Source organism: Enterobacter cloacae complex sp. P16RS2 (assembly GCF_014982155.1).
In the GTDB taxonomy this organism is placed as follows: Bacteria; Pseudomonadota; Gammaproteobacteria; order Enterobacterales; family Enterobacteriaceae; genus Enterobacter; species Enterobacter cloacae_M.
In genome coordinates, this window is sequence record NZ_JADCKW010000010.1 from 67,576 (window position 1) to 79,879 (window position 12,304).

Annotated in this window: 15 protein-coding genes; 12 read left to right on the forward strand and 3 right to left on the reverse strand. The window is 58.4% G+C overall.

The genetic code is table 11. From position 1 onward, the window contains the following. The first annotated feature begins 166 nt into the window (after positions 1 to 166). Together INF68_RS07340 and INF68_RS07345 are read left to right on the forward strand one after the other, a co-directional pair. The gene (locus INF68_RS07340) at positions 167 to 787 is read left to right on the forward strand and encodes a TIGR04211 family SH3 domain-containing protein (RefSeq protein WP_024906484.1); all 621 of its coding nucleotides are present in this window, start codon (positions 167 to 169) and stop codon (positions 785 to 787) included. A 60-nt stretch (positions 788 to 847) separates the two neighbouring features. Beyond that, positions 848 to 2,089 carry a multifunctional CCA addition/repair protein gene (locus INF68_RS07345; protein WP_023309213.1) on the forward strand — a complete coding sequence of 414 codons (1,242 nt, stop codon included), beginning with the start codon at positions 848 to 850 and terminating at the stop codon, positions 2,087 to 2,089. A 10-nt stretch (positions 2,090 to 2,099) separates the two neighbouring features. Here INF68_RS07345 and bacA read toward each other — a convergent pair whose 3' ends face one another. Both bacA and folB read right to left on the reverse strand, forming a co-directional pair. After that, on the reverse strand, positions 2,100 to 2,921 hold the full coding sequence (gene bacA, locus INF68_RS07350; protein ID WP_126785771.1) for an undecaprenyl-diphosphate phosphatase: 822 nt from the start codon (positions 2,919 to 2,921) through the stop codon (positions 2,100 to 2,102). Between the two features lie 105 nt (positions 2,922 to 3,026). Continuing rightward, entirely contained in the window at positions 3,027 to 3,395 is a 369-nt protein-coding gene (gene folB / locus INF68_RS07355; RefSeq protein ID WP_023309215.1) for a bifunctional dihydroneopterin aldolase/7,8-dihydroneopterin epimerase, read from the reverse strand. A gap of 107 nt (positions 3,396 to 3,502) precedes the next feature. On the opposite strand from folB, the gene plsY reads away from it, so the two are divergent. Continuing rightward, a complete protein-coding gene (gene plsY, locus INF68_RS07360) occupies positions 3,503 to 4,123 on the forward strand; it encodes a glycerol-3-phosphate 1-O-acyltransferase PlsY (protein ID WP_023309216.1) in 621 nt (206 codons plus the stop codon). An 84-nt stretch (positions 4,124 to 4,207) separates the two neighbouring features. Next, positions 4,208 to 5,674: an MFS transporter gene (locus tag INF68_RS07365; protein WP_126785770.1), complete on the forward strand. Its 1,467-nt coding sequence runs from the start codon at positions 4,208 to 4,210 to the stop codon at positions 5,672 to 5,674. Positions 5,675 to 5,714: 40 nt separating this feature from the next. Here INF68_RS07365 and INF68_RS07370 read toward each other — a convergent pair whose 3' ends face one another. Then, positions 5,715 to 6,137: a MarR family winged helix-turn-helix transcriptional regulator gene (locus tag INF68_RS07370; RefSeq protein ID WP_045356087.1), complete on the reverse strand. Its 423-nt coding sequence runs from the start codon at positions 6,135 to 6,137 to the stop codon at positions 5,715 to 5,717. Positions 6,138 to 6,284: 147 nt separating this feature from the next. Between INF68_RS07370 and INF68_RS07375 the strand changes: the two genes are divergently transcribed. From INF68_RS07375 to INF68_RS07410, 8 genes are all read left to right on the forward strand, one after another. Then, positions 6,285 to 7,298 carry an alpha/beta hydrolase gene (locus INF68_RS07375; protein ID WP_126785769.1) on the forward strand — a complete coding sequence of 338 codons (1,014 nt, stop codon included), beginning with the start codon at positions 6,285 to 6,287 and terminating at the stop codon, positions 7,296 to 7,298. A 145-nt stretch (positions 7,299 to 7,443) separates the two neighbouring features. Continuing rightward, complete coding sequence (locus INF68_RS07380) at positions 7,444 to 8,271, forward strand: urease accessory protein UreD (RefSeq protein WP_126785768.1); 828 nt, start codon at positions 7,444 to 7,446, stop codon at positions 8,269 to 8,271. 10 nt (positions 8,272 to 8,281) lie between these two features. Next, positions 8,282 to 8,584 carry an urease subunit gamma gene (locus INF68_RS07385; RefSeq protein ID WP_006811999.1) on the forward strand — a complete coding sequence of 101 codons (303 nt, stop codon included), beginning with the start codon at positions 8,282 to 8,284 and terminating at the stop codon, positions 8,582 to 8,584. Between the two features lie 10 nt (positions 8,585 to 8,594). Then, positions 8,595 to 8,909 (forward strand): urease subunit beta, encoded by a 315-nt coding sequence (locus INF68_RS07390; protein WP_045404057.1) that lies wholly within the window; start codon positions 8,595 to 8,597, stop codon positions 8,907 to 8,909. Further along, positions 8,902 to 10,605 (forward strand): urease subunit alpha, encoded by a 1,704-nt coding sequence (ureC, locus tag INF68_RS07395; RefSeq protein ID WP_059446130.1) that lies wholly within the window; start codon positions 8,902 to 8,904, stop codon positions 10,603 to 10,605. Before INF68_RS07390 ends, ureC begins: the two co-directional genes overlap by 8 nt. Before the next feature lie 9 nt (positions 10,606 to 10,614). Next, entirely contained in the window at positions 10,615 to 11,079 is a 465-nt protein-coding gene (ureE, locus tag INF68_RS07400; protein WP_039263017.1) for an urease accessory protein UreE, read from the forward strand. 9 nt (positions 11,080 to 11,088) lie between these two features. Beyond that, complete coding sequence (locus INF68_RS07405) at positions 11,089 to 11,628, forward strand: HupE/UreJ family protein (RefSeq protein WP_109845790.1); 540 nt, start codon at positions 11,089 to 11,091, stop codon at positions 11,626 to 11,628. Further along, positions 11,628 to 12,302: an urease accessory protein UreF gene (locus INF68_RS07410; protein ID WP_109845791.1), complete on the forward strand. Its 675-nt coding sequence runs from the start codon at positions 11,628 to 11,630 to the stop codon at positions 12,300 to 12,302. Before INF68_RS07405 ends, INF68_RS07410 begins: the two co-directional genes overlap by 1 nt. Positions 12,303 to 12,304: the final 2 nt, after the last annotated feature.

The following is a 12,304-nucleotide window of genomic DNA, read 5'->3' on the forward strand; positions in this document are numbered from 1 at the left end:
TGTCAGTACATAGTATTTTGCGCCAAATTGCCATGCAATGAGCAATTTGTCGGGCGTAAATGTATAGAGTCGTGACACAGATGATTCTGATTGCTGACGAATGCTTTGCGTAGAGACACTGTTGCCACTACTATCGTTCCACTATTTATGAAAATAACGACTAATGATGCTTAAATTACGCCTGATTGGACTTACTTTACTCGCTTTTAGCGCCGCAACCGCAGTGCACGCTGAAGAGAAGCGTTACGTTTCTGACGAACTGAACACCTGGGTACGCAGTGGCCCCGGAGATAATTATCGCCTCGTGGGCACGGTGAATGCCGGCGAGGAAGTCACCCTGTTACAGACCAACGCGGACACCAATTACGGTCAGGTTCGCGACAGTACCGGCCGCACTTCCTGGATCCCGCTGAAAGAGCTGAGCACCGTGCCAAGCCTGCGCACGCGCGTTCCCGATCTGGAAAACCAGGTGAAGACCCTGACCGATAAGCTGAACAACATCGACGGCACCTGGAACCAGCGCACCGCTGAAATGCAGCAGAAAGTGGCGCAAAGCGACGGTGTGATTAACGGTCTGAAAGAAGAGAACCAGAAACTGAAAAACGAGCTGATTGTCGCGCAGAAAAAGGTGAATGCCGCCAATCTGCAGCTCGACGACAAACAGCGCACCATCATCATGCAGTGGTTTATGTATGGTGGCGGCGTGCTGGGCGTGGGTCTGGTGCTGGGTCTGGTGTTGCCGCATCTGATCCCAAGCCGCAAGCGTAAAGACCGCTGGATGAACTAATTCGTCTTCTCTGCCAGACTTACGTATCATTCTGGAAAAGAGAAAACGGGAGAGTTGGGCGTGAAGAGTTATCTTGTCGGTGGTGCGGTACGTGATGCGTTGTTAGGTCTGCCGGTCAAAGATAAAGACTGGGTGGTGGTTGGCGCCACCCCTGAAGAGATGCTCGACGCGGGCTACCAGCAGGTAGGCCGCGATTTTCCCGTGTTCCTGCACCCGAAAAGCCGTGAAGAGTATGCCCTGGCGCGTACTGAGCGGAAATCGGGCTCGGGCTATACGGGCTTTACCTGCTATGCCGCGCCGGACGTGACGCTGGAGCAAGATCTCCTGCGCCGCGATCTCACCATCAACGCGCTGGCGCAGGACGAGGACGGGCAGATCGTTGACGCCTATGGCGGTCAGGACGATCTGCGCAACCGCCTTTTGCGTCACGTCTCCCCGGCGTTTTCAGAAGATCCGCTCCGCGTGCTCCGCGTGGCGCGCTTTGCCGCGCGTTACGCCCATCTCAGTTTCCGTATTGCCGATGAAACAATGGCGCTGATGACCGCCATGACCGAGGCGGGCGAGCTTGAACACCTGACGCCAGAGCGCGTCTGGAAAGAGACGGAAAATGCCCTCACCACGCGCAACCCGCAGGTCTTTTTCCAGGTCCTGCGCGACTGCGGCGCGCTGAAGGTGCTGTTCCCGGAAATAGACGCGCTGTTTGGCGTACCTGCCCCGGCAAAATGGCACCCGGAAATTGATACCGGCGTACACACGCTGATGACCCTGAGCATGGCCGCCATGCTCAGCCCTGACGTGGACGTGCGCTTTTCCACCCTGTGCCACGATCTCGGCAAAGGCCTAACGCCAAAAGAATTCTGGCCTCGCCACCACGGGCACGGCCCGGCAGGGGTGAAGCTGGTCGAGGGGCTGTGCCAGCGTCTGCGCGTGCCGAACGAGATCCGCGATCTGGCGAAACTGGTGGCCGAGTTCCACGATCTGATCCACACCTTCCCGATCCTGAAGCCGGCCACCATCGTTAAGCTTTTCGATAACATCGACGCCTGGCGCAAACCCCAGCGCGTAGAGCAAATCGCGCTCACCAGCGAAGCTGACGTGCGCGGTCGAACCGGGTTTGAAGCGTGCGATTACCCGCAGGGACGTTTACTGCGTAAAGCCTGGGATGTAGCGAAAGCGGTGCCCACGAAGGACGTTGTCGAAGCGGGATTCAAAGGGCCGGAAATTCGCGAAGAGCTCACGAAACGGCGAATTCAGGCGGTGTCGGACTGGAAGGAAAAGCATTGCCCTCAGCCGAAAGACTGAGGGCCATCGGTCAGAAGAAGACCACGTACACCGCAGCCGCCACGATAAAGCGATAGATCGCGAACGGAATAAACGAGATACGCTTAATCAGCTGCAGGAAGGTTTTAATGGCAATCAGCGCCACGATAAAGGCGGTGATGAAGCCAACGGCGAACATCGGAATGTCGCCCGTGGTAAGGAAACCAATGCTTTTATAGAGGTCAAGCGCGGTGGCGCCCATCATCATCGGCACCGCCAGCAGGAACGAGAACTCTGACGCGGCGTAACGGCTTACGCCCATCAGCATCCCGCCGGAGATGGTAGCGCCTGAACGCGAGAAGCCCGGCCACAGCGCCAGACACTGGAAGCAGCCAATGATAAACGCCTGACGATACGTCATATCGTCCAGGCCTTCCGCGCGCGGCGTTTTTGGCTTCAGCACTTCCGCTGCGATCAGCAGGAAGCCACCTACCACCAGCGCGTACATCACGTTAATCGGGTTAAACAGCGATTTGATGGCGTCGTGGAACACCAGGCCCAGCACCACCGCAGGGATCATCCCGAGCAGAATATGGATCAGCGACAGGCGACCTTTACCGGCCCCCTCGTGCTGAGGCGGACGACCAAAATGGATGCCGATCAGGCCAAACAGGCGACGCCAGAACATCACGACCACCGCCAGAATAGACCCCAGCTGGATCACCACTTCAAACGTTTTTGCGGTATCGCCTTCAAAGCCCAGCAGATGGCCAACGATAATCATATGGCCCGTACTGGAGACCGGCAAAAACTCCGTCAATCCTTCGACCACACCCAGTATTGCCGCCACCAGCAGCGAGTGCATATCGCTCATCTATAAACCCCTAAAAAGATATAAAAAAACGGTGTCCCATATGGACAACCGATAAGATACAGTCTTGAGACCGGTATAACCTAAAATGGTTTAGCAATTATGACGTTAAATCTTTCCTTTCAGATTTGTGCCACGCTCAATGATGACGCCTACGTTGGCGGCGCGCGCCACCGCTCCCGGCTTGCTAAGCTTGATGCGCACCCACGGTGAGTTGAATTTTTTCAACAGCAATTCTGCGACTTCTTCCGCCACCCGTTCGACCAGCGCAAAACGTTGCCCTTCAACGTGGGCGATGACCGTTTCACTGATATCGGCATAGCTCAGACAGTCGTTCACGTCATCGCTTTTTGCCGATTTGCGGTTATCCCATCCCATTTCGATATCGAACACCAGTTTCTGCTCGATGGTCTGTTCCCAGTCGTAAACACCAATTGTGGTGATTACCGAAAGTTGCTCTATAAATACAATATCCATCACGACCTGCCTGCTTTTTGGCTAAACCGGATACCACTTCCGGCGAATTATGCGTATTATCCACAGATGCTGAGAATACAGATACATTTTCAAAACGGAACAGCGTTATGAGTGCAATCGCGCCTGGAATGATCCTCCTCGCCTATCTTTGCGGCTCAATCTCCAGCGCCATTCTGGTCTGCCGCATTGCCGGGTTACCTGACCCGCGTGAAAATGGTTCCGGGAATCCGGGGGCGACCAACGTACTACGAATTGGCGGCAAGGGAGCAGCCGTAGCGGTTTTGATTTTTGATGTACTGAAAGGGATGCTGCCCGTCTGGGGCGCCTATGCGCTGGGCGTTACGCCTTTCTGGCTCGGGCTCATTGCTATTGCCGCCTGCGTCGGTCACATCTGGCCCGTATTCTTCGGCTTCAAAGGCGGAAAAGGCGTTGCGACGGCCTTCGGTGCGATTGCACCTATCGGCTGGGACTTAACCGGCGTCATGGCCGGGACCTGGCTTCTGACCATTCTTCTGAGCGGCTATTCGTCGCTGGGCGCTATCGTCAGCGCGCTGATCGCCCCGTTCTACGTGTGGTGGTTCAAACCCCAGTTCACCTTCCCGGTGTCGATGCTCTCCTGTCTTATCCTGCTGCGTCATCACGACAATATCCAGCGCCTGTGGCGTCGTCAGGAGACCAAAATCTGGACGAAGCTCAAGAGAAAGAAAAAAGACGCTCCGAAGGGTTAGTTATGCCTTATAGCCAAATGTGATTTTGGTCACCTTCTGCCTGTGGTAACTGTTAGGGACACAACACAACCACATAAGAAGAAAATGGCTGAAATCACAGAATCAACTCCCCTTTCAACGACAGGTAATCCTCCTGATGGCGACATCCAGTGGGTGCGCAGCGCATCGGATGTATCACGCCTCGTTAATGACGGTTCTCAGGGCCGGGCAAATGCCCGTATCGTGGTCGGTATCGCTTTGGGCGGCATTTTCCTTGATGCCTACGATCTGGGCGCGCTGGCGTTTGGCATTAAAGACATCACCCGCGAATTTAGCCTGACGCCCGCCGGTACCGGCATGGTGGCCTCGGCGATTACCTTTGGCGCTATCGTCGGGGCGCTGCTCGGCGGCTATCTCACGGATAAAATCGGGCGCTACCGCGTTTTTATGGCTGATATGGTGTTCTTCGTGGTGGCAGCGATCGCCTGTGCGCTGGCCCCGAACGAATATGTGCTCGCGGGCGCCCGCTTTGTGATGGGGCTGGGGGTTGGGATCGACCTTCCCGTGGCGATGGCGTTTTTAAGCGAGTTCGCCAGGCTAAAAGGACCCGGAAATAAGGCCTCCAGCGTCGCGATGTGGTGCCCCACCTGGTATGCCGCCATCAGTATCTCCTACCTGCTGGTGCTTTTCTTCTACGCCGTGCTGCCGGAGAGCCACAGCGACTGGCTGTGGCGTTTGATTCTCGGCTTTGGCGCGGTGCCCGCGCTGGTGATTATCGCCATCCGCAGCCGCTATATGAGCGAATCTCCGGTCTGGGCGGCGAATCAGGGCAACCTGAAAGAGGCAGCGTCCATTTTGCGGCAGTCGTACAACATCAACGCCCACGTACCGCAGGACGCGCTCGGCCAGCCCGCACCCGTCGTGAATAAAGCGAAATGGTCAAATTATCTGAACCTGTTCCGCGGCATCTACTTGCGTCGCACGACGCTCGCCACGCTGCTTTCCGTGGTCTCGTCATTTGCCTATAACGCCGTGGCGTTTGGCCTGCCGGTGATCATCTCCAGCTTCTTCGTCCAGTCGATGCTCACCACCATTCTCATTTCTCTGGCGCTTAACCTGCTGTTTGCCTTCGTCGGCGGACTGCTGGCGGTACGCTACGTGCCGCGCTTCGGCGCCTGGCGGATGTCGCTGGCGGGTTATGCCTGCCAGCTTGTCGCATTGCTTGGCCTGGCGCTGATTGGCCGACCGGAAGGTGCCTCTGAAGGCGTGCTTGCCGTAGCCATGCTGGCGCTATTCCTGTTCGGTCAGGGCTTCGGCCCGGGCGCGCATACCATGACGTTTGCCTCGCTGAGCTACCCGACCTCGCTGCGCGGCGTGGGCGTGGGTCTCAACCAGACGCTGATGCGCAGCAGTTCGACGCTCTCACTGTTCCTGTTCCCGCTGCTGGTCGCCTCGCTGGATACCGCCGTGTTCTGGGTGATTGCGCTGGCGCCGTTTATCGGCCTGGCGTCGCTGCTGGCGATCCGCTGGGAACCGTCCGGATATGATGTGGATGCAGAGGACTATCGGTAACGACACATTACTTCGGTGGGTTCAACCCACCGAAGGGTTATTACAAATCGTCGAGCAGCGTTCGGGAGAGTTTTTTTAGCGTCTCAAGCTCATCGTCATTCATCCTCATGCTGCAGCGAATCTGATCCGGCAATGCCATCACCCGTTTCTTCAGGTCTTTGGCCTTGTCGGTCAGTACAACATTTTTCATCCTTTCATCACCCACAACCGCGATACGGTTGAGGAATCCTTTTGCCTCAAGCTTTTGTACAAGCGGGGTCAATGTGCCCGAATCAAAAAACGTCTTATCGCTGAGATCGCGAAGTGGGATGTTGTCTTTCTCATAAAGCGCCATCAAAACAACGAATTGCGGATAGGTCAGGTCCATCTCTTGCAGTAAGGGGCGATACTGGCGAACAAACGCGTTGGTGACCGAGTACAGCGAGAAGCAAAGTAAATCGTCTAGCGTTTTGTTTTCTTTCATTTTTCTATCAACTCCAAATCGGTTGCCTAAAAAAATTATAAATAATGTTTGACTAAAAGTATCTTGCGCGCAAGTATTACACCAACAACTAAGTAGCGCACTCTTTAGTTATCTCATCCGATCCAATACGCTTAAAGAGGCATTACCATGAAAACACTAACCGCCATCCTGATTTCTTCCGTCTTCGCGTCAGCCGCGGCATCCGCTCAAACCACCAATACCCCAACTCCGACCGCAGGCGTACAGGCATTTCTTAATGTTTTGAATTCCGGCAAGGGTAAGCCAATGGAACAGATGACCCCGCAGGAGGCCCGCCAGGTACTGATTGGTGCGCAGCAAGGCGCAAAACTTCCGCCCGCTCAGGTTTCTGAAAAAACGATCCAGGTAAATGGTCAGGCGATCAAACTGAAAATAGTGAAACCTGAAAACGCCAGCGGCACGCTCCCCGCCTTTATGTTCTTTCACGGCGGCGGTTGGGTGCTCGGTGACTTCCCTACCCACGAACGCTTAATCCGCGACCTTGTTCGCGCTTCGGGTGCCGCTGCGGTTTACGTCGATTACACCCCGTCACCTGAGGCCCATTTCCCGGTAGCAATTAATCAGGCCTATGAAGCGACAAAATGGGTAGCCGGGCACGGTCAGGAAATTGGCGTGGACGGTAGCCGTCTGGGTCTGGTGGGTAACAGCGTCGGCGGCAACATGGTGGCTTCGGTGGCGCTGCAGGCCAAACAGTTCAATGGGCCGAAGATTCGCTACAACGTCATGCTCTGGCCAGTTACCGATGCGAACTTTGATACTGCCTCGTATAACCAGTTCGAAAATGGCTATTTCCTGTCGAAAAACATGATGAAATGGTTCTGGGATAACTACACCACCAGCGCTGCCGATCGCAACAATATCCTTGCCTCTCCGCTTCGCGCCAGCACCGCGCAGTTGAAAGGCTTCCCCGAGACGCTGATCCAGACGGCGGAGCTGGACGTTCTGCGGGATGAAGGTGAAGCATTCGGGCGTAAACTGGATGCTGCTGGCGTCCCGGTGACCGTCACGCGCTATAACGGCATGATCCACGACTACGGCCTGCTTAACCCGCTGAGCCAGGAGCCAACGGTGAAAGTTGCGCTTGAGCAGGCAGGTGCAGCGTTGCATGAGCACCTGAAATAGTCTCGTCATTGCTTATACAGAGCACGGCCCAGGCCGTGCTTTTGTATTTCTCCTGCCCGCCCATCCATAAGCGACTCATATGACAGGCTTCATTTCCGCCAGGGCATACTGAAACGTATCCCGATGGTGTGGAAATGGATGCAGCATGTTAGCAGCTCAGGTCACTGATAATACGTATAAAGGCTGGCAGGCGTCGCTTGCCCTGCAGTTTTGTCACACCCCTGAGAAAACCCTCCTGTACTCCGCCCACCACGTCGGGCCGCTCACCGTTCAACGTCCGTTTTACCCCGAAGGCGAAACCTGCCACCTTTACCTGCTGCACCCGCCCGGCGGGATTGTGGGCGGCGATACGCTGGACATTTCCGTTCGGCTGGACGCCAAAAGCCACGCGCTCATCACCATGCCCGGGGCCAGCAAGTTCTATCGCAGCAGCGGCCCGCAGGCCCGTCTGAACCAGCATTTTTACCTCGCTGAAGATTCCACGCTGGAGTGGCTGCCGCAGGACACCATTATCTTTCCCGGCGCGAATGCCGCACTGCGCTCCGTTTTTCACCTGAAGGCCTCCAGCACGCTGCTGGCGTGGGAGCTGTACTGCCTGGGGCGCCCGGTGATTGGTGAGACCTTTAGCCACGGCACGCTGGAAAGCCGCCTTGAAATCTGGGTTGAAGACGAGCCGCGCCTGATTGAGCGTCAGCATCTTAGCGACGGCGATCTCACGCCCGTCGCCGGACATCCGTGGCTCGGCACGCTGCTGTTCTATCCGGCCAAAGAAGAACATCTCGACGCGGTGCGCGAACGGCTCTCACCGCTGGAAAATTATGCAGGTGCAACGCTCGTTGACGATCTGCTGTCGGTGCGTTTTATCTCCGACGACAACCTGATTTGCCAGCGGGTGATGCGCGACATCTGGCAGTCGCTTCGCCCGCTTCTCACCACCAAAACCGCCTGTTCGCCGCGTATCTGGCAGACATAAGAGAAACGTTATGGAACTGACCCCCAGAGAAAAAGACAAGCTGTTGCTTTTCACCGCCGCGCTGGTTGCCGAACGCCGCCTTGCGCGCGGGGTAAAGCTCAATTACCCGGAATCGGTCGCGCTTATCAGCGCCTTCATTATGGAAGGCGCGCGCGATGGCGAAACCGTCGCCTCGCTGATGGAAGCGGGCCGCCACGTTCTGAGGCGCGACCAGGTCATGGAGGGCGTCCCGGAAATGATCCCGGATATTCAGGTCGAAGCCACCTTCCCGGACGGATCGAAGCTCGTCACCGTCCACAACCCGATCGTCTAAGGAGCGCGTGATGATCCCAGGTGAATACCAGATCCAGCCCGGCACGATTGCCCTCAACGTCGGGCGTGAAACCCAACGCGTGGTTGTCGAAAATCACGGCGACAGGCCGATTCAGGTTGGATCGCACTATCACTTTTACGAGGTCAACCCGGCGCTGAAGTTCGATCGGGAAGCCACCAAAGGCTTCAGACTGAACATCCCGGCGGGCACCGCCGTGCGCTTCGAGCCCGGCCAGAAGCGGGAAGTTACGCTGGTTCAGGTCACGGGGGCGCAGCGCATTTTCGGCTTTCGCGGCGAGGTAATGGGCGAGGTGAAACATGGCTGACATTTCGCGCCGGGCGTATGCCGATATGTTCGGCCCCACCACCGGAGATAAAGTGCGGCTGGCCGACAGCGAGCTGTGGATCGAAGTGGAAGACGATCTCACGGTCTACGGCGAAGAGGTCAAGTTCGGCGGCGGAAAGGTGATCCGCGACGGTATGGGTCAGGGGCAGATGACCGCAGACGGCTGCGTGGATCTGGTTCTTACCAACGCGCTGATCGTCGATCACTGGGGGATCGTAAAAGCCGATATCGGCGTCAAGAACGGACGGATCTTCGCCGTCGGCAAAGCCGGGAACCCGGACATTCAGCCCGGCGTGACGATCCCGATTGGCGCGGCAACGGAAGTGATTGCCGCCGAGGGGAAGATCGTCACCGCCGGCGGGATCGACACCCACATCCACTGGATCTGCCCGCAGCAGGCGGAAGAGGCGCTGGTCTCCGGCGTCACCACCATGATCGGCGGCGGCACCGGACCGGCGGCGGGCACCAACGCTACCACCTGCACGCCGGGGCCATGGTATATCGCCCGCATGCTGCAGGCTGCCGATACGCTGCCGGTGAATATTGGCCTGCTCGGCAAAGGTAACGGCTCCAACCCGGACGCCCTGCGCGAGCAGATTGCCGCAGGCGCCATCGGGCTGAAGATCCACGAAGACTGGGGCGCGACGCCCGCCGCCATCAATTGCTCGCTGGAGGTGGCTGACGAGATGGATATTCAGGTGGCGCTGCACAGCGACACGCTGAACGAGTCCGGGTTTGTCGAAGACACGCTGGCGGCCATTGCCGGGCGCACCATCCACACCTTCCACACCGAAGGCGCGGGCGGCGGCCACGCGCCGGATATTATCACCGCCTGCGCGCACCCGAATATTCTGCCCTCCTCCACCAACCCGACGCTGCCCTATACGGTGAACACCATCGATGAGCATCTCGACATGCTGATGGTCTGCCATCACCTCGATCCGGATATCGCCGAGGACGTGGCGTTTGCCGAATCCCGCATTCGTCGTGAAACCATCGCCGCGGAAGACGTGCTGCACGACATCGGCGCGTTCTCGCTTACGTCGTCAGATTCACAGGCCATGGGCCGCGTCGGAGAAGTGATTATCCGCACCTGGCAGGTGGCGCACCGCATGAAGGTCCAGCGCGGCGCGCTGCCGGAAGAGACCGGCGAGAACGACAACTTCCGCGTGAAGCGCTACGTCGCCAAATACACCATTAACCCGGCGCTCACCCACGGCATCGCCCATGAAGTCGGTTCGATTGAGGCGGGCAAGCTGGCGGATCTGGTGGTCTGGTCCCCGGCGTTCTTCGGCGTCAAACCCGCCACCATCGTCAAGGGCGGGATGATCGCCTGCGCGCCAATGGGCGATATCAACGCCTCGATCCCTACGCCGCAGCCGGTGCATTACCGCCCGATGTTTGGCGCGCTGGGCGCCGCGCGCCACGCTACCCGACTGACGTTTATCTCGCAGGCCGCCAGTGCGAACGGCATCCCGCAGCAGCTCAACCTGCAGAGCGCTACCGCGGTGGTGAAAGGCTGCCGGACGGTGAAAAAAGCGGACATGATCCACAACGGCCTGCAGCCGAATATCACCGTCGACTCGCAAACCTACGAGGTGCGCGTCGACGGCGAACTGATAACCAGCGAACCGGCTGACGTTCTGCCGATGGCGCAACGCTATTTCCTGTTTTGAGGAGTGATGATGATCTATTTAACCCAACGCCTGGACCATGCGCATCCGATTACCGCCAGCGTCACGCTGCCGATTGACGTGCGGGTGAAAAGCCGCGCCCGCGTAGCGCTGAACGACGGCCGCGAAGCCGGGCTGATGCTGCCGCGCGGCCTGCTGCTGCGCGGGGGCGACCTGCTGACTACCGACGACGGCAGCGAGGTCATCGAAGTGATCGCCGCCCCAGAGTCAGTTTCCGTGGTGCGCTGCGCCGATCCGTTCCTGCTCGCCCGCGCCTGCTACCACCTGGGCAACCGCCACGTGCCGCTGCAGATCATGCCCGGCGAGCTGCGCTATCACCACGACCACGTTCTCGACGACATGCTGCGCCAGTTCGGGCTGGACGTGACCTACGCCAGCCTGCCGTTTGAACCGGAAGCGGGTGCTTACGCCAGCGATGCCCACAGCCACAGCCATTCTCACGCTCATTCACATTAAGGATCCATCATGCGCAAGTATTTACCGCTGTTACTGCTGGCTTTTTCCGTTCCCGCGCTCGCGCATCCCGGCCACGGCACCGACAGCTTTCAGGCCGGTTTTCTCCACCCGCTGACAGGACTCGATCACCTGCTGATGCTCACCGGTGCGGGCGTGCTCTCGGCGCTGAGCGGTCGCAAACTCCTGCTGCCGTTTGCCACCCTCGGGATGATGCTTGTCGGCGCCATTGCGGGCAGCCTGCTCGGCGGCTTCAGCGGCATGGAGATGCTGATTATCGCCTCGCTGGCGGTATCCGGCGTGATGATGTTTAAAACTGAAAACCGTCTGCTGCTGGCGGTACCTGCCCTGGCGATGTTCCACGGCTGGGCGCACGGCGTGGAGATGTCCGGCCACAGCTTCTGGCTCTTCACCAGCGGCTTTATGCTCGCCAGCGCCACGGTGCTGTGCGCCAGCTTTGCCGCAGGGCTGCTGCTGCGCCGTCACGACGGCCTGCGTAAAACCTTGGGCGGCGGGCTGATCGTCTCTGCCCTGCTGGCGCTGATGAGCTGATGGAGCACGCCCGCCAGAGGCTGCGCCTGATGCAGCTCTCCAGCAGCAGCCTGCCGGTCGGGTCGTTTACCTGGTCGCAGGGGCTGGAGTGGGCCGTTGAGGCAGGCTGGGTCACCGACGCCGACGCGTTCAAACGCTGGCAAATTCAGCAGATGGAGCAGAGCTTTTTCTGCGTCGATCTGCCGCTGTTTATCCGTCTTTATCAGGCCTGTGAGCAACGCTCTCTTACAAATGCCAAACGCTGGACGGCATACCTTCTCGCCTGCCGGGAAACGCGCGAGCTGCGCGAAGAGGAGCGCAACCGTGGAGCGGCGTTTACGCGGCTGATTAAAAGCTGGGAACCTGACTGTCCGCCCGAATGGCTGCCGCTGTTTATGCAAAGCCAGCTCTGCGGCATGGCCTGGCTCGGCGTGCGCTGGGGCATTAGCGCACGCGAACTGGCGCTGAGCCTCGGCTACAGCTGGATGGAGAGCGCGGTGATGGCGGGCGTCAAGCTGGTGCCGTTTGGGCAACAGGCTGCGCAGCAGCTGATTATCGAACTGGGCGACCATTACGCCGCTGGTTTTGAACAGGCATTTTTACGTAGCGACGGCGCGCTGGGGGCAGCAACGCCGCTGTCCGCCATCGCCTCCGCGCGCCACGAAACCCAATATTCACGACTATTCCGTTCCTGAGG